This window comes from Klebsiella sp. C349492 (assembly GCF_042055345.1).
GTDB classification, from domain to species: Bacteria; Pseudomonadota; Gammaproteobacteria; order Enterobacterales; family Enterobacteriaceae; genus Klebsiella; species Klebsiella scottii.
On the sequence record NZ_JANQCE010000001.1, the window covers coordinates 335,998 to 361,799 of the forward strand.

General features: G+C 62.3%; 23 protein-coding genes. 7 read left to right on the top strand and 16 right to left on the bottom strand.

All coding sequences use genetic code 11. The features are described 5' to 3' along the window. Positions 1-64: 64 nt before the first annotated feature. A complete protein-coding gene (ldcA, locus tag NWP14_RS01730) occupies positions 65-979 on the bottom strand; it encodes a muramoyltetrapeptide carboxypeptidase (protein ID WP_375214664.1) in 915 nt (304 codons plus the stop codon). Between the two features lie 95 nt (positions 980-1,074). Between ldcA and emtA the strand changes: the two genes are divergently transcribed. Then, positions 1,075-1,686: a membrane-bound lytic murein transglycosylase EmtA gene (gene emtA, locus NWP14_RS01735; protein WP_095101859.1), complete on the top strand. Its 612-nt coding sequence runs from the start codon at positions 1,075-1,077 to the stop codon at positions 1,684-1,686. A gap of 106 nt (positions 1,687-1,792) precedes the next feature. Here the strand turns inward: emtA and NWP14_RS01740 are convergent, their stop codons facing one another. From NWP14_RS01740 to NWP14_RS01780, 9 genes are all read right to left on the bottom strand, one after another. After that, positions 1,793-3,913, bottom strand: a complete 2,121-nt coding sequence (locus tag NWP14_RS01740) for a TonB-dependent siderophore receptor (protein WP_375214665.1) — start codon at positions 3,911-3,913, stop codon at positions 1,793-1,795. 264 nt (positions 3,914-4,177) lie between these two features. Next, the gene (locus tag NWP14_RS01745) at positions 4,178-4,822 is read right to left on the bottom strand and encodes an MOSC domain-containing protein (protein ID WP_346431264.1); all 645 of its coding nucleotides are present in this window, start codon (positions 4,820-4,822) and stop codon (positions 4,178-4,180) included. Positions 4,823-4,858: 36 nt separating this feature from the next. Further along, positions 4,859-6,829, bottom strand: a complete 1,971-nt coding sequence (locus tag NWP14_RS01750) for a TonB-dependent receptor (protein ID WP_331834400.1) — start codon at positions 6,827-6,829, stop codon at positions 4,859-4,861. Between the two features lie 25 nt (positions 6,830-6,854). After that, positions 6,855-7,709: a ModD protein gene (modD, locus tag NWP14_RS01755; RefSeq protein WP_375214666.1), complete on the bottom strand. Its 855-nt coding sequence runs from the start codon at positions 7,707-7,709 to the stop codon at positions 6,855-6,857. Continuing rightward, the gene (locus NWP14_RS01760) at positions 7,706-8,509 is read right to left on the bottom strand and encodes a class I SAM-dependent methyltransferase (protein ID WP_375214667.1); all 804 of its coding nucleotides are present in this window, start codon (positions 8,507-8,509) and stop codon (positions 7,706-7,708) included. Before NWP14_RS01760 ends, modD begins: the two co-directional genes overlap by 4 nt. 2 nt (positions 8,510-8,511) lie before the next feature. Next, complete coding sequence (locus NWP14_RS01765) at positions 8,512-9,276, bottom strand: ABC transporter ATP-binding protein (protein ID WP_095101871.1); 765 nt, start codon at positions 9,274-9,276, stop codon at positions 8,512-8,514. Next, complete coding sequence (locus NWP14_RS01770) at positions 9,273-10,265, bottom strand: FecCD family ABC transporter permease (protein WP_375214668.1); 993 nt, start codon at positions 10,263-10,265, stop codon at positions 9,273-9,275. The genes NWP14_RS01765 and NWP14_RS01770 overlap by 4 nt, the downstream gene beginning before the upstream one ends. Continuing rightward, entirely contained in the window at positions 10,262-11,287 is a 1,026-nt protein-coding gene (locus NWP14_RS01775; RefSeq protein WP_375214669.1) for an ABC transporter substrate-binding protein, read from the bottom strand. The genes NWP14_RS01770 and NWP14_RS01775 overlap by 4 nt, the downstream gene beginning before the upstream one ends. A 202-nt stretch (positions 11,288-11,489) precedes the next feature. After that, positions 11,490-13,256: an alpha,alpha-trehalase gene (locus tag NWP14_RS01780; protein ID WP_375214670.1), complete on the bottom strand. Its 1,767-nt coding sequence runs from the start codon at positions 13,254-13,256 to the stop codon at positions 11,490-11,492. A 231-nt stretch (positions 13,257-13,487) separates the two neighbouring features. On the opposite strand from NWP14_RS01780, the gene NWP14_RS01785 reads away from it, so the two are divergent. From NWP14_RS01785 to NWP14_RS01805, 5 genes are all read left to right on the top strand, one after another. Further along, the gene (locus NWP14_RS01785) at positions 13,488-14,387 is read left to right on the top strand and encodes an alpha/beta hydrolase (RefSeq protein ID WP_375214671.1); all 900 of its coding nucleotides are present in this window, start codon (positions 13,488-13,490) and stop codon (positions 14,385-14,387) included. Between the two features lie 199 nt (positions 14,388-14,586). Continuing rightward, a complete protein-coding gene (locus NWP14_RS01790) occupies positions 14,587-16,026 on the top strand; it encodes a circularly permuted type 2 ATP-grasp protein (RefSeq protein ID WP_095101881.1) in 1,440 nt (479 codons plus the stop codon). Beyond that, positions 16,020-16,949 (top strand): alpha-E domain-containing protein, encoded by a 930-nt coding sequence (locus NWP14_RS01795; RefSeq protein ID WP_095101883.1) that lies wholly within the window; start codon positions 16,020-16,022, stop codon positions 16,947-16,949. The genes NWP14_RS01790 and NWP14_RS01795 overlap by 7 nt, the downstream gene beginning before the upstream one ends. Next, positions 16,946-17,761 (top strand): transglutaminase domain-containing protein, encoded by an 816-nt coding sequence (locus NWP14_RS01800; RefSeq protein ID WP_375214672.1) that lies wholly within the window; start codon positions 16,946-16,948, stop codon positions 17,759-17,761. The genes NWP14_RS01795 and NWP14_RS01800 overlap by 4 nt, the downstream gene beginning before the upstream one ends. Before the next feature lie 18 nt (positions 17,762-17,779). After that, on the top strand, positions 17,780-18,520 hold the full coding sequence (locus tag NWP14_RS01805) for a proteasome-type protease (RefSeq protein ID WP_095101887.1): 741 nt from the start codon (positions 17,780-17,782) through the stop codon (positions 18,518-18,520). On the opposite strand, the gene NWP14_RS01810 is transcribed toward NWP14_RS01805, so the two are convergent. Beyond that, complete coding sequence (locus NWP14_RS01810) at positions 18,517-19,296, bottom strand: helix-turn-helix domain-containing protein (protein ID WP_375214673.1); 780 nt, start codon at positions 19,294-19,296, stop codon at positions 18,517-18,519. The two genes, NWP14_RS01805 and NWP14_RS01810, sit on opposite strands and share 4 nt — an antisense overlap. A gap of 93 nt (positions 19,297-19,389) precedes the next feature. Between NWP14_RS01810 and NWP14_RS01815 the strand changes: the two genes are divergently transcribed. Continuing rightward, positions 19,390-20,562: an MFS transporter gene (locus NWP14_RS01815; protein WP_375214674.1), complete on the top strand. Its 1,173-nt coding sequence runs from the start codon at positions 19,390-19,392 to the stop codon at positions 20,560-20,562. Here NWP14_RS01815 and NWP14_RS01820 read toward each other — a convergent pair. From NWP14_RS01820 to NWP14_RS01840, 5 genes are read right to left on the bottom strand one after another with little or no spacing between them, the layout of a single operon-like run. Continuing rightward, the gene (locus NWP14_RS01820) at positions 20,559-21,644 is read right to left on the bottom strand and encodes an ABC transporter ATP-binding protein (protein ID WP_375214675.1); all 1,086 of its coding nucleotides are present in this window, start codon (positions 21,642-21,644) and stop codon (positions 20,559-20,561) included. The two genes, NWP14_RS01815 and NWP14_RS01820, sit on opposite strands and share 4 nt — an antisense overlap. Beyond that, a complete protein-coding gene (locus NWP14_RS01825) occupies positions 21,631-22,593 on the bottom strand; it encodes a carbohydrate kinase family protein (protein ID WP_346431272.1) in 963 nt (320 codons plus the stop codon). Before NWP14_RS01825 ends, NWP14_RS01820 begins: the two co-directional genes overlap by 14 nt. A 2-nt stretch (positions 22,594-22,595) precedes the next feature. Continuing rightward, positions 22,596-23,435 carry a carbohydrate ABC transporter permease gene (locus tag NWP14_RS01830; protein WP_375214676.1) on the bottom strand — a complete coding sequence of 280 codons (840 nt, stop codon included), beginning with the start codon at positions 23,433-23,435 and terminating at the stop codon, positions 22,596-22,598. Further along, positions 23,425-24,333, bottom strand: a complete 909-nt coding sequence (locus NWP14_RS01835; protein ID WP_375214677.1) for a carbohydrate ABC transporter permease — start codon at positions 24,331-24,333, stop codon at positions 23,425-23,427. The genes NWP14_RS01830 and NWP14_RS01835 overlap by 11 nt, the downstream gene beginning before the upstream one ends. Positions 24,334-24,342: 9 nt before the next feature. Beyond that, a complete protein-coding gene (locus NWP14_RS01840; protein ID WP_375214678.1) occupies positions 24,343-25,590 on the bottom strand; it encodes an extracellular solute-binding protein in 1,248 nt (415 codons plus the stop codon). Positions 25,591-25,802: the final 212 nt, after the last annotated feature.

The window sequence follows — 25,802 nt, forward strand, 5'->3', positions numbered from 1 at the left end:
ATTTTGATAATTTGACATCATATTAACCATCTGCGGGGGATCCGGAAATGTGTCACGGAAAATTTTATTCTGTCAGCACCGGATGGCCGCTCAGCGTTAAGGTGGTGGTGGCCGAATTGTTCACCAGCAGCGCCCTCGCGCCAAGCGGCAGGGTGACGGTGCGCTGCTCGTGGCCGAAATCCAGGCCGTCGATCAGCGGAATCGCGAGCTGCGCGCGCAGGTATGCGTAAACCGCCGCTAAATCGTACCCGGCGTCGTAATCGTTGGGCGCGGCTCCGCTGAAGCTGCCGAGGATAATCGCCCGCTGGCGCGCAAGAATGCCGCTATGCAGCAGCTGCAGCAGCATACGCTCGACGCGGAACGGGTGCTCGTTGATATCTTCCACGACCAAAATGCCGTCGGTAATCTGCGGCAGCCACGGGGTGCCGATAAGCGAGGTGAGCATCGCCAGGTTGCCGCCCCACAGCGTGCCCTGCGCGCGGCACTCCGGACCGTCGCCGTGCCATTCGAGGGTAAACTCCGGGCTGCTCAGCGCCTGCCAGAAGTGAAATTCCGTGAACGGGTCCAGCGTTTCCGCACCAAAGTGACCTGCCAGCATCGGCCCGCTGAAGGTGATTATGCTACCCTTTGCCAGCAGACCCAGCTGGATCGCCGTGAAATCACTGTGGCCGCAGATCAGCAGCGGGTCGCGCTGCTGGCGCGCGGTTAAGCCCTGCCAGTCGATGTGCGGCAGCAGGCGGCTGGCGCCGTAGCCGCCGCGCACCGGCATCACGATGCGGTTGCTGCCGCTGAGGGTAGCGAGCTGGTTGATATCGCTCAGGCGTTCTTGCTCAGTCCCGGCAAAGCGCTGCTGTCGGCGGGTAATGACCTGCTGATGCATCACCTGGTGTCCGGCTTCCTGCAGACGGCTGACGCCGCGGGCCGCGGCCTGCTGGTTGGTGCAGTAGCCTGAGGGGGCGACCAGATAAAACTGAGACATGACAATTCCTTGCTAAGAATGAAAGGGTTATCATGCCGCCTGGAGCGATTATTGTCATCTCCAGGCGGCAAACTTCAGCCAATAAGGATAGATGTGTGAAATTGAGATGGTGCGTTTTTTTATGTGTGTTATTGGCCGGCTGTAGCTCAAAACATGATTACCGCAATCCGCCGTGGAACGCCGAGGTTCCGGTGAAGCGGGCAATGCAGTGGATGCCGATCAGCGAAAAAGCCGGCGCGGCGTGGGGCGTTGACCCGCAGCTGGTGACGGCGATTATCGCCATTGAGTCCGGCGGTAATCCAACGGTAGTGAGTAAATCCGGCGCGGTTGGTTTGATGCAGCTGAAGCCCTCGACCTCCGGGCGCGACGTCTATCAGCGCATGGGCTGGCGCGGCGAACCGTCGGTTAGCGAGCTGAAAAATCCTGAGCGCAATATATCGATGGGCGCGGCCTACCTGAGCATTCTTGAGAACGGTCCGTTGGCCGGGATTAAAGATCCGCAGGTGATGCGCTACGCGGTGGTGGTCTCCTACGCCAACGGCGCCGGCGCGCTGCTGCGCACCTTCTCGTCGAATCGCCAGGACGCGATTGACGAGATCAATGATATGGATGCCGACGACTTCTTCGAGCACGTAGCGAAAAAGCATCCGGCTCCGCAGGCTCCACGCTATATCTGGAAGCTGCAGAAAGCGCTGGATGCGATGTAATCATTGCCGCCTTCCCCCGGTCGCGCCGCGCTTAACGGGGCTACAGATCGCGTGATTTTGTAGCCCGGCAGGCGCAGCGGCCGGGGGGAGAGTTATCGGCTATCTCTTAAAAATCGTAGCCGACGGTGGCCGTCACGCTACGCTCCGCGCCCCAGTAGCAGTTGCCGGTTCCGTAGCAGCCGGACAGATACTCCCGGCCGCTGAGGTTATTCGCGTTCACCTGCACAAACGCCCCTTTCAACGACGGCGACCAGACGCCGAGATCCGCACGCACCATCGCATCCAGCAGGGTCACCGACGGCAGGCGCTCGGTATTGGCGTCATCCGCCCACTGTTTACCAATGTAGCGTACGCCCGCGCCGGCGCTGATCCCCGCCGGGAACTGATAGTGCGCCCAGAAGGAAGCCATCTGATCCGGCGAGAGCTGCGGCGTATTATCGTTGGTGCCATCCTTGGTTTCCTGGAAGCGCAGGCGGTTCCAGGTATAGGAGGCGATGGTGCTCAGCTGCGGCGTAATTTGGTTATGCATCTCCAGCTCGACGCCCTGAGAGTGAACTTTCCCGGCCGGAACAAAGGTCGCGGTGGCGATATTCGGATCGCGGGTGGCCACGTCTTTCTGGGTTAAATCATAGATGGCGATGCTGTACATATCGGCGCTGCCCGGCGGCTGGAACTTCAGACCCGCTTCTACCTGTTCCGCGGTCGTCGGTTTGAGCAGGGTGCCGTCGGCTCCCGGCAGCATCGCCGGGGTAATTGCCTGGCTGTAGCTCAGGTACGGCGAGAGGCCGTTTTCCAGCGCGTACAGCAGGGAAGCGCGGCCGCTGATATGGTCATCCGAACGGCGGCTGGAGGTGCCGAACGTGTCGCTGACCTGCTGGGAAACGATGCGATCGTAGCGGCCGGAGAGGTCCAGATGCCAGCGATTCCACACCATCTCATCCTGCAGATAGAGCCCGGTTTGATAGTAGCGGCGGTTATTGTTATCGCTGTAGGTGACGGTGTGTCCGGTTTGGGCTGTATAGCCGCTAAACGGATCGAGCGGCGAGGCGCCGCCGGCACCGGTCCATAAATCGTTGCGGAAGCGGTGGTATTCCGCGCCGAGGATGAGGGTATGCGCCAGCTCGCCGGTACTAAAATCGGCGCGCAGGCGGTTATCCGTGGACCACGCGTCCAGCGAGCCGCGAGAGCCGCTGTAGCCGCGGGAGAGCATATTCTTGTCGTCAACCCAGCCCACCTGATACACCTGATCTAACGAGACGTTGGTGTGGGTATAGCTGCCGGCGGAATAGGCCGACCAGACGTCGCTGAACTGGTGATTAAATTCATAGCTGTAGATCTGCTCGCGACGCTGATAGCCATCGGACGGATCGCCTTCGTTGGTGCCGGTGGAGAGCTTACGCCCGTTGTGCGCGTAGCGGGTGCCGTCCAGCGGCAGCGAGCCGTGATAGCCGCCCGACGGATCTTTTTGCAGATAGGCGCGCAGCAGCAGAGAAGTGTCGGTATCCGGCTGCCAGAGCAGGGACGGCGAAATGGCGTAACGCTCTTCGCGGGAATTGTCATACTGGGTATCGCTGGAGCGCGTCATGCCGATAATCCGATAGGCCCACTGGTCGTTAATGGCATCGGTATAGTCGAAGGCGGCGCCTTTGGTATTTTGCGTTCCGCCGCTAAGACGGAAATGACCTTCGGAAGTGAACTGCGGGCGCTTCGAGGTCAGGTTGACCACGCCGCCCGGCACGCTTTGCCCGTACAGCGCGGAGGAGGGGCCGCGGATGACGTCCACCCGCTCGATAAACCACGGATCGACCTGAATGACGTTGTGGCTCCCGCCATCGCTCATCAGGCGCATTCCGTCGAGGAACAGGTTGTCCACGTCGCCGCCGTGATAGCCGCGCAGGGAGACGGTATCAAAACGCGTCGCGCCGCCGCCAAAGCTTGAGTAGACGCCGGGCGTGTACTGCAGCGCCTGGCTAATCGTATTCGCCCCCTGATCGGCCATTTGTTGTCGGGTAATGACCGACACCGACTGGGCGGTAGTAATCAGCGGCTGATCGGTTTTGGTGGCCCCGGCGGAGGTCTTTGCGCTATAGCTCGTGGTCGGCGTGCTGGCGGAATCGACGGGCTGGGCGGTGACGACAACCGTCTCTTCCGCAAGGCCTGCGAGAGGGAAAGCGGTAGCGAGGGCGCACAGCAAGGCGGAGCGTTTGAAGGTGACGCGAGCGATCATTGCATAATCCTGAAGTTACGCAGCCTGGTACTCCTGTACGCCGCCACGAGAAAAAGCGAAAGTGTCAATTTCCGTCATAAAGTAATGCGAATTATTATTGTTTATTTTTTTCGTTATCAAGTTGTAATTGGCGCACAGGAAAGTAAAACCCTATGATAAATATGGTGTTTATCGGCGCATGCGTGGCGGGCAGGAGATGTCGAGGCGAAAGCCGCCGCGCCGGGCTACCAGATTTAGTAGCCCGACGCTAAGGAACTGCGGGGGCTAAGAGCGGCTTTGCAGACGTAGCAGAGCCAGCGCTCTCCAGCCATCGGCAAGGAACGGCATGGCTGAGAGCGCCAGCAGCTCTTCAGACGTACCGCCGTCGCTAAAGACGATGGCCTGCACCCGGCTAAGCGGCCAGCCCTCCGCCGGCCGATCGAGCAGCACAAAGCTGTCGCTGCAGCCGGCCTCGCCGGGGGTGAGTACCCGGTAAAACCAGCCGTTGCGCGACTGCTGGTGCATCAGCTCCGGGGCGTGAGGGTCCCGTAGCCGCTCGGCCATAGTCTGACAGGCCACGCGTCCCCAGGAGATCTGGATTTCAGCGTTGCCGAGGCGAAAAACATCCCCCGGACAGACGTTGGCTTCCGTCATCCCCCGGGTGGAAAAGTTCTCACCGAACAGTCCGATATGCAGCTGCTGCCCCGCCAACGCCGGATAGCGTTCGCGCCAGTAGTCGTAATGCTCCCGCGCGTAGTGCATCAGCGCGCAGTCGGGATCGGCAAAATGCTCCTCAATACCGTTTTCTGCCTGCAGACCGTGGGTGTTGAGAAAGACGCGTCCGCTTAACGCCGTTTTACGCAGGGAACCGTCCGCCTGGCGCTGGTTGCCGAGAATGCTGCGCAGCATTACCGGAAAATCTGCAATCATGATGTCCTCCTTTTCTCCGCCGCGGCGGAGAAGGTCTCAGAATTTATATTCCACGCCGGCCCAGAAGTTACGCCCTTCCTCAATAAATCCTTCGCCGTAGTAGTAGCGGGTATCGAAGAGGTTATTGACCGAGGCGTTGACGCTAAAACCGTGGCCGATGGCGTAATCGGTCCGCAGATGGGTGATGGCAAATCCCGGCGCTTTTTGCGATCCGTCGCTATTGCTATAGCTGGAGGTGCGCGCCTCTTCAGAGAGCGTGATTTGCAGCGGCTCGACGGGCTTGAGCGTCAGCCAGGCGGTCAGCGTCTGCACCGGCAGGTCGGTGACCTTGCCCGCCTCTTCGCGTTTGGCATCAGCATGAATCAGACCGTAGCTTAGCCCGACGTCGAGCAGGTCGAACGGCGAGCCTTTGATCCCCACATCCAGGCCGGTATAGTCAACCCGGCCGCTGTTTTGGTTCTGCACCGTATCGGCATCGATATTGATCGCCAGGATGGCGTCGCTGACCCGGTTATAGTAGGTGCTTATCTCGTAGGCCCAGCGGTCGTTGAGGTGTCCATTCCAGGTCAAATCGACGCCGCGGGCGCGCTCGGGCTTGAGCTGCGGATTGACCAGCGCAATCTGGTCTTTCGCCGGTTTCGAGGTGGTATAGCGCTCTTTGAGCGTCGGGAAGCGGGTGCGATCGGACCAGGAGAGCGACAGGGTATCTTCGTTGCGAAAGCGGTAGCGAGCCATCGTTTCCCAGTTAAACGCGCTCTGCCGGTTGTCGTCGTAATGGGTCACGCTGCCGTTCTTTTCGTGCTTCATTCCCTGAAGACTGTTGCGCCAGTCATAGCTCATCCCGGCGACGAGGTCGAGATTATCCGCCGCCGCCCACTGGTATTCGCTGGCGACGGACCAGGTGCGATCCTTATAGCGATCGTAAGGACCGTTGACGGCGCTCTTCTCCCGATGAACATCATCTTTCCAGTTAACGGCAAAAGAGAGCTGGTCGTTCTGGCGGACGTCGGCGGCGAGCTGCAGCCCCGCGCCGGTGCTGTAGTCGCTATAGTGGCTGTAGCTGCCGTTTTTATTGTGCAGGTCCGCCAGCGAGTTATACATCAGCAGGGTGTTTTTGAAGGTGTCGTGATAGAGGCGGCTTTTCAGGGTGAAGCTGTCGCCGAGGTGCGTCGTGCCCTGGTAGTAATAGCTCTCCTTATCGTACTCCGGCCACTGCCAGTAGCGGGATTTCTGGCTGCTGGTTCCGGCGTAAGGCGGGTTCTGCTTCTCGCCATCCTGCTTGATATAGGTCAGGGCGTACTCGTCGTTAGCGCGCGGCGTGAAGCCGAGCTTAATAATGCCGCGCTTATCATCGCTTGCTGAGTTGACCAGCTTGCCGTCTTCCCCGGCGACGGGGTTATTCGTTCCGTGAGGCAGGCCGAGGAAATCCTGCTTCAGGCGGCTGCCGCTGAGCTGGATGTAGCCCAGATCGCCGCTGGCCCCAAGGGAGGCATGGGTGTCATAGGCATTAGTTTCGCTGCGGCTCCAGCCCTGACGATAGCCGATGCTGGCTTCCAGCGGTTTACTGGGGCGCGGGGTGGTGATGTTGATCGCCCCGCCCATTTGGTTCGGGCCCTGCAGCAGGGAAGAGTAGCCTTTTGATACCTCCACCGAGGCGATATCGGAAGTGAGAAACCGGCCCAGGTCGAGGTTGCCGTCGTAGGGGACGTAGATCGGCACGCCGTCAAAAAAAACCGGGACCTGACGGCCATCGAAGCCGCGGACTTTTACCTGCAGCTCGTTGCGGCTGCCTGACTTTTGTAACACCACGCCGGGGACCACCGATAGCGCGTGCGCGACATCCTGCTTATCCAGACTCTTGATGGTCTCCTGTCCGAGGATATTGGTGGTCGCCGCCGGGACGGGGCTTGACCAGACGGTCATGGACTCCTCCGCCGGGTCTGCCCAGGCGGTCTGACCTAAGCTGAGGCTAATCAATGTGCAAAGATAGCGCTTCCTGATTCTCATTTTTATTGTTCCTGTTTTCGTTTTTTTATCTTGAACTGTCCGGCTCCAGGCGAACCTGAATATCCGCCGGCGGCGCATACCACGGCGCCGAAGTAATAAACAATTCAATCCCACAATCGAGGTAGTTGGTTAAGGTGGTTAAGGTAATTCCGCCCGTCAGCGCCAGCGTGCAGCGCGGGGCAATACGCTGCGCCAGGTCAGCAACCTGGCGCGCCTGCTGCGGGGTAAATTTATCCAGCTGCAGGATGTCGGGTTCCGCCTGCAGCGAGGCCAGCGCTTCTTCGAGCGTGTCGGCCTCAACGGCAACCTTTTTCTCCGGCGCTGACTGGCGCAGGAGCTGAACGGCGTGTCGCCAGTCGCCGTCGTCGGCGAGGAACCGGCGATGATTGGCGAACAGCAGCAGGGTTTCCGCGCAGCCGGCCCGGTGGATCAGCCCGCCGGCGGCGACGATGGCCTGGGTACCGAGCAGCCGGGTGCCGGGAATGGCTTTGCGGGTACAGGCGATGTGCGCTGCGGGATGGCGGGCGCGCAGCAGCGTCAGCATTTCCGCGACATAAGCCGATACGCCGCAGCTCCACTCCAGCACGTTCTGCGCCGCTTTCCAGCCCTGATGCAGCGCCTCAGCGCTGCCGGTCGCACGCAGCAGCGGCGCATCGGGCGGGACGCGCGCGCCCTCTTCCTGTAGCGCGGTTACGCTTAATCCCAGGCTTTTCAGCATCTGTCCAGCCGGAGAGATACCGCTGACGCAGCCGCCCTGACGGTGGCTGAAGGTCATGACGCCGGGGCGCGCGCCAATCGCCAGCGCACGGGTGGTCAGGTCGCCGCCCTGAATATCCTCCATCAGCCACGCGTCGGTCAGCGCCTGGGGGAAGTAGATCATACGTTTTCCCCACACTCCCAGGAGATAAGCGCCCAGTCGCGGTTGGTTGGCGCGATGGCCTGCGGGTCCTGCCGCTGATACCAGTGACGAAGCCGCGCGCGATCCTCTTCGTTGAGTACGCCAAGCGTCCATTTGACGTTCTCTTCAAAACGTTCAAAGGTGGCGTTATCCCGTTGGCAGCTGGGGCCACGGATAAAATCGACCCGCGCGTGAATGCCCATTTGATACAGGACGTTCAGCGCGTAGATATAGTTCGGTAGTTCGATCACTTCGCGTCCCAGCGCGCGCTGGATTGCCGGCGGCATAAACGTTGGCTGAACGAGGTGGGTAGTATAGACGCGCAGCCGCGCCTGGCGGTTGAGCTTATCCATCGCCTGGCGCATATTGCCGACCAGCGTTGAGCGTGAGGCCACGGCAATATCGCAGCGCGGAATATCGTGCCACGACTCCTCCCACGCCCGGAGATGCCAGCAGGCGTTGGCGATGCGCATCTGCGCCGCACGCTTTTCGGCTACCTCCAGCATTCCCTGGCTGTAATCGACGCCGTGTACCGCAGTGAGTTTATCCGCCAGCGCCAGGGCGACGGTTCCCGGCCCGCAGCCCATATCAAACAGGCTTTGTGCCCCGGTTAAGTCTATTTTTGCCAGTAGCTGCAGCAGGTAGCCGTCCGTAGGCTGCGCGCAGCTGTCGGCCATTTTCTCCGCCCGCGCGTCCCAGTGGGCGGGCGATTTCTCGGTGCGTCCGGCGAGCCTGAGCTGCTGTTGGTAAAGCCCGGCAAAATCAATATCGTCAATGAGCATAATTATTCCTGAAAGTGGGGGTGGCCAAGATGGTGGCGGATCTGGGCGGGCGTCACGCCGTACAGGGTGGCGAGGTTGCCCGGTGAGAGCTGCTGCTCCGCCGTTCCCTGAGTGACGAGGCCGTTTGGTTCGACCGCGATCACGCTATCGGCGATGGCGAGGGCGTGCAGCGGATGGTGGGTGGCCATAAACAGCGTCATCCCGGTTTGCCGCAGCTGGCGCAGGGTGTCGAGCAGGCGGATCTGGTGGCCGAAGTCGAGGCTTGAGGCCGGCTCATCCAGCAGCAGCAGACGCGGGCGCTGGACCAGCGCGCGGGCAATTAAGGTCAGTTGGCGCTCGCCGCCGCTCAGCGTGGCCCAGTTCCGCTCGGCGAGATGAGCGATACCCAGCGCCTCCAGCTGGGCGTAGGCGATACTGCGTTCGCTTCTGGCGGGCTGGGTGAAGGTACCGATATAGGGGCTAAGGCCCATCAGCACCATATCGAGGACGCTGAAGGCGAAGGCCCCGTCGTGCGCCTGCGGCACCCAGGCGATCGCGCGGGCGCGATCGCGGGAGCACAGCTGGGTTACCGGCAGACCGTCGATCAGGATCTGGCCGTCGCGCAGAGGAAGGAGGCCGAGTATGCTGCGCATCAGCGTGGTTTTCCCGCTGCCGTTGGCGCCGAGCAGGCAGCACAGCGTGCCAGGCTGCAGCGAAAACGACACGTCGCGCAAAACGGCGCGTTTGGGATAGCCAATTTCGGCATGGCGTACCGTCAGTAGCGTCATGGTCGGCTCCTGCGCAGCAGCAGCGCCAGAAAGAAGGGCGCGCCGATAAAAGAGGTCAGGATCCCGAGCGGGATTTCGCTGGCGCTCAGTCCGCGCGCCAGGGTGTCGGTGAGCAGCAGCAGCACGGCGCCAAGCCCCATCGCCACCGGCAGGAGGCGCTGATGATTGCTGCCGGTCAGCAGCCGCCCGATATGGGGGACGATCAGCCCGACCCAGCCGATAATGCCGGCAATAGCGACCGCGCTGGCGGTCGCGAGGGTCGCGCAGGCGACCACAATTAGCCGCAGGCGAGCGACGTTGATCCCCAGCGATCGCGCTTCGTCATCGGACAGGGTCAGCAGATTGATGCGCCAGCGCAGCAGCCACAGCGGCAGGCAGCCGACGAGCATCAGCGGAGCGGCGACGGTCAGATCGCCGGGGGTAATATCGGAGAGCCCGCCCATCAGCCAGAAGGTGATCGAGGGCAGCTGGGTGTAGGGGTTGGCGAGGATTTTGATCAGCGAAATCCCGGCCCCGCACAGCGTGCCGAGGCAGATCCCCACCAGCACCAGCGTCAGCGCCGGATCGTGGCGGACGATGGCGCGGGAGACGACGCCGACGCCGGCGACCACCAGCAGGCCGCCGCAGAAGGCGAATAGCTGGATATAGAGCGTCGACATTCCGCACACCAGCGCCAGGCAGGCGCCGAGACCGGCGCCGCCGGCGACGCCAAGGATATCCGGCGAGACCAGCGGATTGCGAAACATTCCCTGGTAGGCGGCTCCGGCGGCGGAGAGCGACGCGCCGATGGCCAGCGCGGCGCCGATGCGCGGCAGGCGTATCTGCCAGAATACGATGCCGGCCTGCGGAGGAAGCGAGGCGCTGTGCGGATCGAACAGCAGATCGAACAGCCGCCCGAGGGTCAGGTTCCACGGGCCGGTCAGCAGGGCTGCCGAGAGGACCAGCAGGGCGGCAAGCAGCAGCGCGGCGCTCAAAGTTGCAGGCTTCATGGACGATTCACCAGCCTCGTATAGCGCTCGGGCGTTAACGCCGCGTGCCAGAATAGCGTGCTGTAGCGGGTCAGATCCTGCTGCAGCGTGGCGCGGATTCGCGGATCGAGCCAGGCGTGCAGGCGGCGCATCCCGGCGAGGCGGTTGATCCCCGGCGGCGCGTCCAGCCAGCCAAAAGGCAGGCCGTCAAGCAGCAGAACCCGCCCCTGCGCCACGGCGGCGACGCCCTGCCAGGCGGGGTCGCGTAAAATCGCGTCCCGCGTCGTGGCCTGCTGGGTGAGGATGATATCCGGCTGCCATTCCAGCAGATTTTCCAGCGAGACCTGGGCCAGCCCGCTGCGTCCGCTCACCCGCGCGACGTTCTCTAATCCCAGCAGCTCCGCCGCCTCCGTGTGCAGTGAACCGGCGAGGCCCGTTTCCAGCCCTCGGGCGCCCCGGGCGGCGTAAAAACGCGTGCGCGCCCCGGCGCCGGAGGAGAAGGCGAGCGCCTCGGCGATAAACGTTTGCGCCAGCGCCGCCTGCCGCCGGGTGCGTTCGACGGTGCCGACGATATCGCCGATCGTCAGCAGCTGCTGCGCCGAGGAGGCCAGGGTGCCGGTAATCAGCACCCACGGAATATGGCTGCGGGCGTGAACCCGGCGCGCCTGCGAGATCCAGGTATCATCCGCACTCCCGCAGTCCACCACCAGATCGGGCTCAAGGGCCAGCAGCCCCTCCAGCGACAGGGTGCTGGCGCGTCCGGCAAGACGGCCCGTTTTCGGCAGCCGGGCGATGCTATCGGGCAGCGGAGCGTCCGGGAAGAGGGCAAAATCAAATGAGGAAAACCCCAGCAGCTTTTCCGGCGCGGCGGCCAGCAGCAGCATATCGGCGGGCCCGCCCGCGCTGACAATCCGCCGGATAGCCGCCGGCGCAGGGCGTTCGCCAATGCTCAGGGCCAAAGGCGTGGCGGCGCGACTCTTCTGGCCGGGAAAGCACAGCATGAGGCTTAAAGCCTGCAGGAACGTACGGCGCGAAAAAGGCATATGTTTCTATCCTGAAACAAAGTGATGAAAAAACCGCTATATATTTACATATATAACGTTGATGAAGTTGCCAGAGATCAAAAATCGACACATTAGTTTCCGCCTTACTCCATAAGGGTAAGGTGAAGTCGAAAGGCCATTCGGGAGGGGAAAACGCCCGGCATGGCTGAGCCGCCGGGCGTAAGTCGGGAGCGGTGAGGGGTTAATGCGCGGCGGCAGGCGCCGCCTTATCCGTTCCGCCGGCGCTATCGTTTGCCGCCGGACGCGCGGCAGGCGCCGCCTTATCCGTTCCACCGGCGCTATCGTTTGCCGCCGGACGTGCGGCCGGGAGCGAATCGCAGGGTTTCTCTTTCGGGCACACCAGGTCGAGCATTTTCAAGGTCACGCCGTTGGTCCAGCCGAAGCCGTCCTGCAGCGGATACTCACCGCCTCCGCCGCCGGTGCCGGTTGAGCTGACGTCATACTTTTCCACCAGCTTCTGCTGGCTGTCATAGGTATGCTGCACGTTGCTGAGGAAGCGCCAGCTGACCTCCATCGCGATTTTCTGCTGGCCGTAGTTTTGCAGCCCTTCGGCGGCCACCCACTGCAGCGGCGCCCAGCCGTTCGGCGCATCCCACTGCTGACCGCTGTTGACGGTAGTGGTGGTTAAACCGCCCGGTTTTAGCAGACGAGACTGCGTCGCGGCGGCAACTTTGGCCGCGCGTTCGCTGGAGGCGGCGTTGACGTACAGCGGGAACAGGGCCGCGGCGGTGAGCTGATTGCGCACCTTGTGGCTTTTGAGATCGTAATCGGCGTACCAGCCCTCTTTGTCATTCCACAGGTATTTCTCCAGCGCCTTCTGGCGGGCGTTAGCCAGCGAGTCGTACTGCGCCGCCTTCGCGCTATCGCCGGCAGCTTTGCTGGCGCGGGCGAGGGTTTTCTCCATGCGGAACATCAGCGAGTTAAGATCGACCGGAATGATGCTGGTGGTGCGAATGGTGCCCAGCTGCTGCGGGTTATCCATCCAGCGGGAGCTGAAGTCCCAGCCGGAGGCCGCGGCGGAGCGCAGATCGCGGTAGATCTCGGTCGCCGGACGGTTGGGGTTGTTTTTGGCGGTGGTCACATCATCGAGCCAGGACTCCGGGCGCGGCGTATCGTTGTCATCCCAGTAGCGGTTCAGCAGCGCGCCGTCCTCCATGCGCACCACGCGCTGATTCGCTTTACCCGGCTCCAGCGCATCGGCGCCCGCCATCCAGTAGCGGTACTCTTTCTCCATCTCAGGCAGCCAGGTTTTCAGCGCCTGGTCTCCGTCGTGGGTCGCCAGCAGCTCCACCATAAACGGGAAGAACGGCGGCTGCGAACGGCTCAGGTAGTAACTGCGGTTGCCGTTGGGGATATGTCCCCAGGTATCGATCTCGTGGCCGAAGTTGGCCACCATATCGGCCACTTTATCCCAGTGCCCGCTTTCGGCGAGGCCCAGCATGGTGAAGTAGCTATCCCAGTAGTAGACCTCGCGAAAGCGGCCGCCCGGGACGACGTAAGGCCTGGGCAGCGGCAGCAGCGAATCCCATTTCTCGACCTCAACGGTACTGCGGGTCAGCACCGGCCACAGACCGTCAATATGCTGGCGCAGGGTCTGGCCCTTGGGCGGTACGTACGTATCGTTATCTTTCGGTAGCGTAAAGTTGAGCCCGACGAAGTGGCGCAGGTCGAAGCTGGCCTGATTTTTCTGCATGCGATAATCGGCGAGGATCATCAGCGGATCGCCGTTCGGCACCGCATCGGCGAAGGTTTTCTGATCGGGGAAGAGTTTGGCGCTTTGCACATCGTTGAACAGCGGGCCTAGCAGAATATCCGGCGACTGCGGCGGGGCGGGCTTTGTCTCATCGGCCTGGGCTGCCAGCGCCGACAGCGCAAAGAGGGCGCCTCCCAGCGCCAGACGCAAAGCGTAGGGCAGCGTTGCCGGGCGACGTGAAACGGATCTCGTCATGGGTAGTTCTCCTTATCATTACAGACGATTTTGCCACTGCGATTGACCATCAGAAAACCTTAGACGAATATCCGCCGCTACGCGTGTCGCAGCTAACATTTTGCGTGAAAACAGATAATTTACCTGCATTTTGCGCCGCCGCCGGGCGGATAAGGGCGCCATGCGGGTGGCCGCTTTCTGCTAAAATCGCGCTACCGTAACAACGAGCTAAAAGCCCACCGGGAGCGAGCCGTGAACCGACGTCATTTTCTACTGTTTAGCGCCGCGGCGCTGCTGGCGGCCAACCGCGCCAGCGCCCGCGATCCTCAGCAGGAAACCCTGTGGCTGTGGCCCGGCGACGCGCCGGGCGGCGGCGGGCCGCAGGGCGCGAGCCGGCTGTCGGCCCGCGGCGCCCTCAGCCATATCGCGCGGCCGCAGCTGTCGGTGTGGCAGCCGGCGGCGCCTCGCGGACACGGCGTGCTGGTCGCCGCCGGCGGTGGCTACCGGCGGATTGAAATGGCGAAGGAGGCGTGGCCCGCCGCCCGCTGGCTAACGGCCCGCGGCTATACCGCCTATGTGCTGAGCTACCGTCTTCCCGGCGAAGGCTGGGCGGCGGGTGGCCTGGCGCCGCTGCAGGATGCCCAGCGCGCGCTGCGTCTGATTCGCCAGCGCGAGCAAAAGGTCAGCCTGCTGGGCTTTTCCGCCGGCGGCCACCTGCTGGGAATGACCGCCTGCCGGGCCGATTTTGCCTCTTATCCGCGGGTCGACGCGAGGGATGCGCTGTCCGCCCGCGCCGACGGAGCGGCGCTGATCTATCCGATTATTTCGCTGGAGCCGCCCTATAGCCATACCGCGACCCACCGGGTCCTCGCCGGACCTCACGCCTCACCGGCCGTTGACCGCGCCTGGTCGGTGCAGACCTACGTGAACCGGCGCACGCCGCCCTGCTTTTTAACCCAGGCGCAGGACGATCCGGTGTCCGATCCGCACAATACGCTGATTATGGCCGACGCCTGCCGCCAGCATCAGGTGGCGGTCAGCCTGTATCGCTACGCCAGCGGCGGTCACGGCTTTGGGATGGGACGCCCGGGCACGCCAACCGTCGCCTGGCCGGAGCGCTATGCGCGCTGGCTGGAGACGCTCTCGCCGTAATGGCGCAAAGCGGCTTTCCGTGCCTCATCGTGGTGCAGCCCGGGTGAAATATAAGAAAAATGACGGGTTGTTTTTTGCACAGTTAAGCGGCGCGAGGCTGCGGGCTTGCACAGCCAGGTTACCGGCCGTGACCTGGCATAATTAATGCTTATCTCTTCCCGGGGTTACCCCAAAGTGAGTACAACCGGAGGAGACGGCCATGATAAAAATAACGCTTCCTGACGGGCATTATTATGACGAGATGCTTACCGTCGAGGGACAGCAGCGCCAGCACTATAACGCCTGGTGGCAATGGTTTCACAACACCGATCAATTCTCTATCCGGCAAAAAAAAGAGCAGGCGGAGCTGCTTTTTCACCGTATTGGCATCACCTTTAACGTGTATGGCGAAGGCGAGGGGACCGAACGGCTGATCCCGTTTGATAGCGTACCGCGCATTATCCCCGCCGCCGAGTGGCGGCGCATCGATCGCGGCATCCGCCAGCGGGTGAAGGCGCTGAACGCCTTCCTTTACGATATCTACCACGAGCAGAATATCCTGCGCGCCGGGATTATTCCGGCGGAACAGGTGCTGGCGAACGATCAATACCAGCCCTGCATGCAGGGGATTAATCTACCCAATAATATCTACGCCCATATCACCGGGGTCGATATGGTGCGCAACAGCGACGGCCAGTACTACGTGCTGGAGGACAATCTGCGCACGCCTTCGGGCGTCTCCTATATGCTCGAAAACCGCAAAATGATGATGCGTCTCTATCCCGAGATGTTTGAACAGCATCATATTGCGCCGGTGGAGCGCTATCCGGGCTATTTGCTGCAAACCCTGCGTGAAAGCTCCCCCGTGGACGATCCCTGCGTGGTGGTGATGACGCCGGGCCGCTTTAACAGCGCCTATTTTGAACACAGCTTTCTTGCCCAGCAGATGGGGGTTGAGCTGGTGGAGAGCGCCGATCTGTTTATTAAAGCGGACGCGGTCTATATGCGCACCACCGAGGGGCCGCGGCGGGTCGACGTGATCTACCGCCGCGTCGACGACGCCTATCTTGACCCGCTGGCCTTCCGCGCCGATTCGATGCTTGGCGTGCCCGGCCTGCTGTCGGTGTACCGCGCGGGAGGCGTAGTGCTGGCGAACGCGATTGGCACCGGCGTGGCCGACGATAAATCGATCTACCCCTTTGTGCCGGAGATGATCCGCTTCTATCTCGGCGAACAGCCGATCCTCAACAATATCCCGACCTGGCAGTGCCGCAAGCCGGAAGACCTGCTGTACGTGCTTAACAACCTCGATCGGATGGTGGTTAAGGAAGTGCACGGCGCCGGAGGCTACGGCATGCTGGTCGGCCCGCGTTCGACGAAAGAAGAGCGTGAAGCGTTCCGCCAGCGCCTGCTGGCAAACCCGGCCAACTACATCGGCCAGGATACCCTGGCGCTCTCGACCTGCCCGACCTTCGTCGAAGACGGCCTGTCGCCCCGGCATATCGATCTCCGTCCTTTCGTGCTTTCCGGCCAGGAGATCCGCCTGGTGCCCGGCGGCCTGACGCGGGTGGCGCTGACGGAAGGCTCGCTGGTGGTGAACTCATCGCAGGGCGGCGGCACCAAAGATACCTGGGTGATGGAGGATGACGAATCATGCTAAGTCGTACAGCGAGTGAACTGTTCTGGATGGCGCGTTATCTGGAGCGCGCGGAAAGCTACGCCCGGGTGCTCGACGTAACCTGGAAACTCTCGATGATCCCCCGTCATAGCCAGCAGGCGCGGGATCTGGCCCTACCGCTGAACCTGTCGCAGACCCACGAGCTGTTTCAGGAGCGCCACGCGCGCTTCTCGATGGGCAATCTGTTTAACTTCTTTGCCCTCGACGGCAACAACCCCGGCAGCATCTACAGCTGCGTCGAGATGGCGTGGAATAACGCCCACGCGGTGCGCGGCAGCCTCTCCGCAGAGGTATGGGAGTGCATTAACGCGACGCGGATTGAGCTGCGCAGGCTACGCCAGCAGGGGATTAGCGAGCTCGGCAGCGACGGTTTCCTTGAGTGGGTAAAAGAGCGGGTGCACCTGTTTCGCGGCGCGGTGCTGGGCACGCTGCTGCGCAACGACGCCCTCAGCTTTATCGGCATCGGCACGCTGATTGAACGGGCCTACGCGACCACCCAGCTGCTGCTGATCAAGGACCAGCAGCTGAGCAGCGACCCGGATCCGGTGCGCGAGTACTACCGGCTGGACACGCTGCTGAACGCGGTCAGCGCGCGCGAAGCCTACAACAGTATTTATCGCCAGCCGGTGAGCCGGGAGACGGTTATGGAGCTGCTAATTTTGCGCAACGACGTCCCGCGCTCGCTCCGGGCCTCAATTTCCGATCTGATCGGCCAGCTGGAGCATATCGCCAACGATCGCTCCCATCTGCCGCTGCGCCTGGCGCATCAGCTGAACGTCGACCTGCGCTTCAGCACCCGGGAAGACCTGGCCAGCGCCGACCTGCAGAGTTACCTCAACGGACTGCTGGCGCGGATCAACGCCCTGTCCGACAGCATCAGACAAACCTATCTGGAGGCGCTATGAAACTGGTTATCGACCACCTGACCCGCTATGGCTACGATGAAGAAGTCAAGTTTTCGACTCAGTATCTGCGCCTGACGCCGCGCAGCTCCGGCCGGCAAAAAATCAGCTCCTGGACGCTGACGCTGCCGGACGGGGCGAGCATTACGACCACCGATGCGTGGGGCAACGTGCTGCACGTATTGACGCTGGATAACCCGCATAAAGAGATCTCGATTCGCGCCAGCGGGGTGGTCGATATCGCGCAGGAGGATGAGGAGTGCGGGGTAGACGAAGAGGAGCTGCTCTCGCCGCTGGTCTTTTTACGCTGTACGCCGCTGACCCGCCCCGACGAGCGGATCCGCGAGTTTGCCCGGAACCTGTACCACGCCGATGAGCCGGAGGCGAGCCTCAATCAGCTGATGGCGGAACTGCTGGTAAAAATGCCATACTCGCCGGGAGCCACCCAGGTGCAGGACTCCGCCGCCGACGCTTTCGCGCGATCTAAGGGCGTGTGCCAGGATCATACCCACGTTTTCCTCGCCTGCTGTCGGGCGATGGAGATCCCGGCGCGCTACGTTAGCGGCTATGTTTATAGCGATAACGCGCAGCACGTGGCGATGCACGCCTGGGCCGAGGTGTGGCTCAACGGGCGCTGGAAATCGTTTGATATTACCAATAATACCCGTAACCTGAATCAGCACCTGCGGCTGGCGACCGGGCTGGACTATCTTGACGCTTGTCCGGTGCGCGGTACCCGACTGGGCGGCGGCGGGGAAATTATGTTAACCAACGCTGAAGTGCGCGAGCATTCGCAACAGGCGCAGCAGCAATAAAGGCAGGAACGGAGAACGATGACCTACTGTGTGGCCATGTGTTTAGCGGATGGGCTGGTATTCGCCTCAGATTCGCGCACCAATGCGGGCGTGGATCATATTGCGACTTTCAAAAAGCTTCATGTTTTTCAGCAGGAGGCTGAACGGGTGCTGGTGCTGCAGTCCGCCGGCAATCTGGCTACGACCCAAAGCGTGATTAGCCTGCTGAGCGCGCGAATTCGCACCCAGCAGGAGCCTAACCTGATGCAGGTAAGCTCCATGTATGACGCGGCGATGCTGGTGGGTAAAACGCTGCAGGAGGTTATTCAGCGCGACAGCAGCAACCAGCAAAACTGCGGCAATACCAACTTTAACTGTAACCTGCTGCTGGGCGGCCAGCTGGCGGGGGAGACGCACCGCCTGTTCCATATCTACCCGGAAGGTAATTTTATTGAGGCCACTCGCGATACGCCCTATTTCCAGATTGGCGAAAGCAAGTACGGCAAACCGATTATCGACCGGGTGCTGACTATAGACACGCCGCTGGAGCAGGCGATGTGCTGCGCGCTGATCTCCATAGATTCGACGCTGCGCAGCAACCTCTCCGTCGGCCTGCCCCTTGATACGCTGCTCTACCGCAGCGGCAGCCTGAGCGGCGCGGAGCAGCATCGGATAACCGAAAGCGATCCTTACTTCAACACCATCCGCAGGGCGTGGTCCGAAGGGCTGCAGAATACGTTCCAGAAGCTGCCGCCGTTTGCGCCGGAGCGCGAGCGTTAAATCACGGTCGATGATGAAAGATAGCGCCCCGGCGTCATCCCCGTCATGGTGCGGAAAAAGTAGATAAAGGCGCTGTCGCTGGCGAAATCCAGCGCCTGCGCGGCATCGGTAATGCGTTTCCCCGTCGCCAGCAGCTCCACCGCCTTCATCAATCGCCACTGCTGCCGCCACTGCTGCCAGGACATCCCGGTGTCGCGGCGCAAAATACGGCTGATGGTCTTTTCACTGGCTCCGCACTCTGCGGCGAGCGCCCGTAGCGTCGGCGGCAGCGCGTGGCCGCCCAGCGCGGCGAGGCGCTTATCCTGCGGCAGGGCGAGCATCATCGGCTCATGGGCCGCCGCGCTAATCTCCGCCGCGCACAGGGCGGCAAGGTGCCAGCCGGTACCGCTCTCCCAGTCGCTTTCCCACGGGCTCGCCGCCACCCGCTCCAGCAGCTCGCGCAGCAGCGGGCCGACGTTGAGGATCGCCGGGCGTTGGGGGAGAGCAGGAAAGCAGGGGGGCTCAAACCACACCGAGCGATAGTCGACGATGCTTTTCATCTCCGCGCGATGGCGTATGCCCGCCGGGATCCACGCCGCCCGGGTGGGAGGGAGCAGGCACAGCAGCGCGCCGTCGTTAAGCGTCAGGCTCACGCAGCCCTGACGGGTAAAAAGGATCTGCGCCATGTCGTGCCGGTGGCTGCCGGAGTCATGGTTACCCAGCGCCGACCGGACGCCAACCACCGTTTTGTTCAGCGCATCCGGGTTGAATGCCGCCTGCGCATCGAGCCACGCCATAATGTCCGATTTCCGATATATATAGTCACTATGTTTATAATGTCCGATCCGCGGCCTGCCTACAATAGCGCCTCTTATTATCAGGAGGTGGATATGTTCGGGCGTTCGGCCATAGTGCTGGTTACCGCATTACTGATGTTTCCGCAGATTGTGGAAACCATTTACAGCCCGGCGCTGACCGATATCAGCGTCCGTTTTGCCGTCAGCGCGCAGCAGGCGGCGCAAACCCTGGCGGTTTACTTTATCGGCTTTGCTCTCGGGGTTCTTTTTTGGGGGCGGGCGAGCGATCTGTACGGTCGGCGTCCGGCGCTGCTGGCGGGGATCGCGACGTACGCCCTCGGCTGCGCGATGGCGCTGGCGGTAACGGATTTCACCCTGCTGCTGCTGGCGCGGATCGTAGCGGCATTTGGCGCGGCGAGCGGATCGGTTGTCAGCCAGACGATACTGCGGGACCGTTTTAGCGGCCGCCGGCTCGCCGGCCTGTTTTCGCTTATCGGCCTGGCGCTGGCGGTGAGTCCGGCGGCAGGCGTCTGGATCGGCGGTTTACTTGCCGCCGGCTGGGGAGTGCGCGGCGTTTTCTTCGCCCTGGCGCTGCTGGCCGGCGTCTTGCTGCTGCTGTGCCATTGGCTGCTGCCGGAGACGCGGCCGGCGCAGAGCGCGAAGACCGCGTTTGTGCCGGTGCTGCGCCGGATGGCGACGGACGGGCAGATTGGCCTGGCGGCCATCCTGATCGCGGCGTTCAACGTCAGCCTGTTCAGCTATTACAGCCTGGCGCCGTTTATCTTCGCGCAGCTGCGCCTGCCGGTCGCCGCGTTTGGCTACAGCGGTATTGCGCTGGCCAGCGGCTCCCTGGCCGGGGCGTTGCTGAATCGCCGACTGCTACGCAGGGGCGTGACTCAGGGACGGATGCTGCTGCTCGCCTGCTGGCTCCATCTTATCGGCGGCGCGGCGGTGTACCTCTGGCGCGACTCGCTTTGGTTCCTGCTGCCGATGGCCGGCATCGCGCTGGCTTTCGCTATGGCGATCCCGCTGGTGCTCGGTTCGGCGCTCGGCGCCTACAGCGATTGTCGCGGCACCGCCGGGGCCATTTTCGGTCTCGCCTACTATCTGCTGATTGGCCTCGGGCTGGCGCTGGTCGGCTGGGGGCAATCGCTGGGAATGTCGCTGATGATCTGCGCCGCGGCTGGCGTCATCGCCGGTATCCGCTATTTACCCTGTTTCGCCGAAAACAGCGCGGGCGCCGCCCAGGGCACCCGCGTCGGCTAGTCCTCCTCCGCCAGCCGCTCGCCGCTGGCGGCATCGAAGAGGTGGATTTTCTCGCGTCGGGCGGCGAGATTCAGCGGCTGCTGGAGCCGGGCGTCGATACGTCCGGCAACCTGCACGTGCACCGGGAACCCCTGCCAGTCGAGATGCAGCAGGGTGGATTCCCCGGTAACCTCCATAATATTAACCGTCCCGGGCAGGCCGTCAGCGGCCGGCTGGATATCCTGCGGACGCAGGCCGACGGTGACCGGCGCGCTTCCCTGCTGAGCCGACGCCCGCTGCCAGCGTTCCGGCAGCGCCAGCCACAGCTCGCCGCAGCGCACGCCGGGAACCCCGTCGCGGCTGACGATCTCTCCCGCCAGCAGGTTCATCGGCGGCGAGCCGATAAAGCGGGCCACAAAGGTGTTGCAGGGGCGATCGTAAATCTCCAGCGGCGGCCCCTGCTGGACGATAAGGCCCTCGCGCATGACCACGATTTGGTCGGCCAGAGTCATAGCTTCAACCTGATCGTGGGTGACGTAAATCATGGTGGTTTTAAAGCGCTGGTGCAGCGATTTGATCTCCGCCCGCAGCTCCATGCGCAGCTGGGCGTCAAGGTTGGAGAGCGGTTCATCAAACAGGAAAACCTGCGGGTTGCGTACCATCGCCCGGCCCATCGCCACGCGCTGGCGCTGGCCGCCGGAAAGCGCGCGCGGGTAGCGGGCCAGCAGCTTATCGATCCCCAGCAGGCTGGCGATATGCTGGACTTTGCTTTTCTGCGTCTCTTTATCGACCTTTTTGACCTGCATATGGAAGGCGAGGTTTTCGGCCACCGTCAGGTGCGGGTAGAGGGCGTAGCTCTGAAAGACCATCGCCACGTCGCGGTCGGCGGGATCGAGATCGCCGATCGGCTGGCGGTTCATCAAAATTTGACCGGCGGAGAGGGCCTCAAGTCCGGCCAGCAGCCGCAGCAGGGTCGATTTCCCGCAGCCGGACGGCCCGACCAGCACCGTGAAGCTGCCGTCAGGAATGGTCAAATCCAGCGGCTGAAGCACCGTCTGTTTGCCGTAATGTTTGGCGACTTTTATCAGCTCAACGCTGGCCATCGGCGGTCTCCTCAATATGGTGTTGCAGGGTTCGCCAGTCGGGATAGTGGCGGGGAGAGGTGCTAATGGCGTGCGCGGCGACGGCGTTGCCCCAGCGCAGCGCCTGTGATGCCGGCTGGCCGTTTAACAACCCGGCGAGAAAGCCGGCGTTAAAGCTGTCGCCCGCGCCGATGGTGTCAATCACCTCGACCGGCTTCACCGGCGCGCGGTCGCCGCGCTCCGCGGTCCACCACCAGGCTCCCTCCGCGCCGCATTTGACGATGCAGCCGCCCCGGCCGCTGAGGCGAGACGCCAGGCTGCGGGCCGCCTGCGGCAGCTCGCTCATCGCGGCGAGGCCGAGGGTTTCGACTTCATTGAGCAGCAGCCAGTCGCAATCGGCCAGCCACTGGTGCGCCGCCTCGCGCAGCGCCGGGTCCCAGCTTTGCGGCGGCCATCCGGTATCCACGGCGACCTGAAAACCGCGCTGACGCAGCGCCCGCAGCAGCGCCGGATAGTGCGGCAGCAGGGCGGTGCACAAAAATGTCCCGCAGAGCAGCACGATATCGCCGGCCGTCGCCTGGTCGGGAAGCTGGGCGAGAACGTCGTCGGCGGAGAGGCGGGTAATATGCCCGTAGTTGCTGAGGAAAGAGCGCTCTTTATCGGGATGTGTTACCGCCACCGTCAGCGAGGTTTCGCAGGCGTACTGCGGCCAGCGCTCGGCGCTGCCCGGAAACTGGGCCGCCAGCCAGGCGGTAAAGGCGTCATCGCCCTGGCAGCCGATGGTGCGATGCGGGATCTGCATGGCGGCCAGCGCCAGGGCGCAGTTGCCCGCCGAGCCGCCGGGGCGCAGGGCGCTATGCTCCAGCATCACCTCCGTCCCCGGCAGAGGCCACTGCGCGAGGGTGCCCATAATCAAATCAATATTGTAATTGCCCGCGATATAGAGCACGGGCGCGGCGAGCTTGTGCATAGTTATCCTTTACTTCCACCGTTAGTGAGGCCGCTGACCAGCGTTTTTTGTAACCAGATAGCGATAAACAGAGGCGGGACCGAGGCGAGAATACCGACGGCGGCCACCAGACCATCGTCGGTGGCGCGACCGGCGGTAAACCCGGCGATGGTGACCGGCAGCGTCTGGGCCGCGATATTGCTGGTAAACAGCAGCGAATAGAAAAACTCATCCCACGCCAGCAGCCAGCCAAACAGCGCCGAAGCGCCGAGCATCGGTTTCGCCAGCGGTATGGTGATGCGCAGCAGCACCTGCCACACCCGCAGCCCGTCGAGGCGCGCGGCCTGCTCAATATCCTGCGGCAGCGCGTCAAACTGGTTTTTCACCATCCAGGTGAGGAACGGCATAATCAGCGAGCAGTAGACCAGCACCAGCCCGCTGCGGGTATTGAGCAGGCCGAAATGTTCGAGAATAAAATACAGCGGCAGGACGAAGGCCACCGGCGGCACCATATAAATACCCAGACCGGCGTACAGCCAGCCGTCGCGGCCCGGATAGCGCGAGAAGCTAAAGGCGGCGGGCACCGCCAGCGCCAGCGAGACCAGCGTCGCCCCGGCGGTGACCAGCAGGCTGTTGCGCAGCGCGGGCAAAAATAGCGCCCCCGGCTCGCCGGGCTGCAGGGAGAGCAGGCGGCCGTAGCGGCTAAAGTCCCACTGCCGCGGTAGCCACTCCAGCGGGACGCGGGTCAGATCGGCGGGGGTGCTGACGCTCATCAAAAATAGCCACAGCATCGGCGCCAGAATCGACAGGGCGACCAGCGCCGCCGCCAGATAGCGCAGGAGAGTACGGACTTTACGCTTCATATTCAGTGCTCCGGCGGCGCTGGCGCAGCAGCATAAACAGATACAGGGCGATCAGCAGAGCGCACATCAGGGTCATCAGAATGGCGTAGGCCGCGCCGTTGCCCGCCCGCAGATAGCTGAAGGACTCCTGATAGACGAAAAAGCTGAGGGTTTTGGTGCTGTCGAGCGGGCCGCCGCGGGTCATCACGTAGATGATATCGAACACCTTGAAGGCGTCGATGGTCCGCAGCACCAGCGCCACGCCCAGCGGGGCGGCGATGGCCGGGAAGGTGATGGCGCGAAAGCGCCGCCACGATCCGGCTCCGTCGAGGCGCGCCGCCTCGTACAGATCCTCAGGAATGGACTGCAGCGCTGCCAGCACCAGCAGCGTGACCAGCGGATAGTTTTTCCAGATATCCGCCAGCATCACCGCATTCAGCGCCGAGTCCGGCGACCCCAGCCAGCTGCGATAGCCGTCGATAATCCCCAGCTGGCTGAGCAGCGCGTTAATGCTGCCGTAGTCCGGGTTAAAGTTAAGCCGCCACATCATCGCGTTGACGATGGTCGGCAGCGCCCAGGGCAGTATCACCAGCACCCGCAGGATATTGCGTCCGACAAAGCGCTGATTGAGCAACAGCGCGACCAGCACGCCGATAACGCCTTCAATGGCGACGGAGACCACGGTAAAATAGAGCGTACGGGCAAAGGCGGCGCGAAAATCCGGGTCGGTCAGGGCATAGAGATAGTTCTCCAGCCAGACGTAGTTCGTCGCCTCACCGTTTCCCACCAGCGCGGTATCGGTAAAACTTAGCCACAGGGTGCGCGCCAGCGGCCAGGCCGTCAGCAGGAACATCGCCACCAGCATGGGCGCCAGCAGCACCCATGCCTGACGACGCTCGCGTTGTTGCAAACTCAGCATCAAAAGTCCTTAACGCAGGCGGGCCGCGCTTTTATCCACGGTCTGCATGGCGACTTCCGGGGTTTCTTTACCCTGAAGCACCGCCTGAAGCTGCTGCTGCAGGTTGTTGGAGAGCCGCGAATAGTCGGCGGTTTCCGGGCGCGACAGCATGACGTTCAGCGATTTGTCCGCGGCGACGATCAGGCTCTCCTGGCCCTGGGCGACCGCCGGGTCGTGGTAGGAGGATTTCCACACCGGCAGGCTGAGTTTGGCGTATTTATCCTGCACCGGCTGCGAGGTCAGGTAGTGGATATACTGCCACGCCTGCTCCGGGTGCTGGCTGGCTTTAGCAATGCCTAAGCCCATCGAGCCGTTGACGGCGCCGGCTTTATCCGGGGTATCGCCGGGGGCGGGAATAATGCCGACGTCGCCGGCGACTTTACTCTGTTTCGGGTCGTTGGCCATGTTGTACATATAGGTCCAGTTCAGCGCGAACGCCGCATCGCCGTTGGAGAAGGCTTTACGGACATCCTCTTCGAGATATTCGCGCGAGGCGGGGTTGGTCAGGCCGTCGTCCAGCGATTTCTTCATCAGCGTAACCGCTTTCAGCGAAGCCGGCGTGGAGAAGTCGAGCTTGCCGTCCTGGTAGAACTTACCGCCGAAGCCGGAGACGAGGGTGGTGTAGTCGCAGACCAGCGCTTCCGCCTGGGACCAGCTCCACACCAGCGGGTATTTCACCACGCCTTTATCTTTAAGAATTTTGGCGTCGTCCAGCACCTGTTGCCAGGTGGTCGGCACCTGCTTGATGCCGGCTTTTTCGAGCATGGCTTTGTTGTAGTAGAGATACTTGGTGTCGAGGATCCACGGCATCCCGAGGGTTTTGCCTTTGTAGACCACGGTATTCATTGCGCCAGGGAACACCTTTTCCCGCTCGTCGGCGGGGATCCGCGCCGAGACGTCCTGCAGCAGATCGAAGCGGCTAAACTCCGCCGGCCAGATGGCATCGAAGAGCACCACGTCATAGCCGTTACCGCCGGCACCGCGCGCCGCGACGATCTTGTCATGCAGCGCTTCATAGGGGACGAACTCAAGGTTGATTTTAATATCCGGATTTTGCTTTTCGAAGTCGGCGGTCATCGCACGAATATCGTTTTCGCTGTACGCCGCCTGGGTCATAAACAGGGCGTTGACCTGGGTGGCGGCCGCGGCCGCGCTGCCGCTGATGACGAGCATAGCCAACAGACCGGCCTTCACCCGAAGTGTGCTGTGGTATTTCATGTTGCTCTCCGCTGTACTGAGAAAAAAGGGATATGATTTATTAAATCAATTTGATTGATTTAATCGGGGCGACAATACAGCCGCAAGGTCATTCGTGGCCCTTGGCATAAGCGTAGCAAAGCTTGTGCCAGGCGAAAGTCAGCCTGAGAATGTCGTTGCGGGATTTGTGACGAGGGCTAGAATTGCAGCATCAGGTGCCTGGGAAAGGCAAG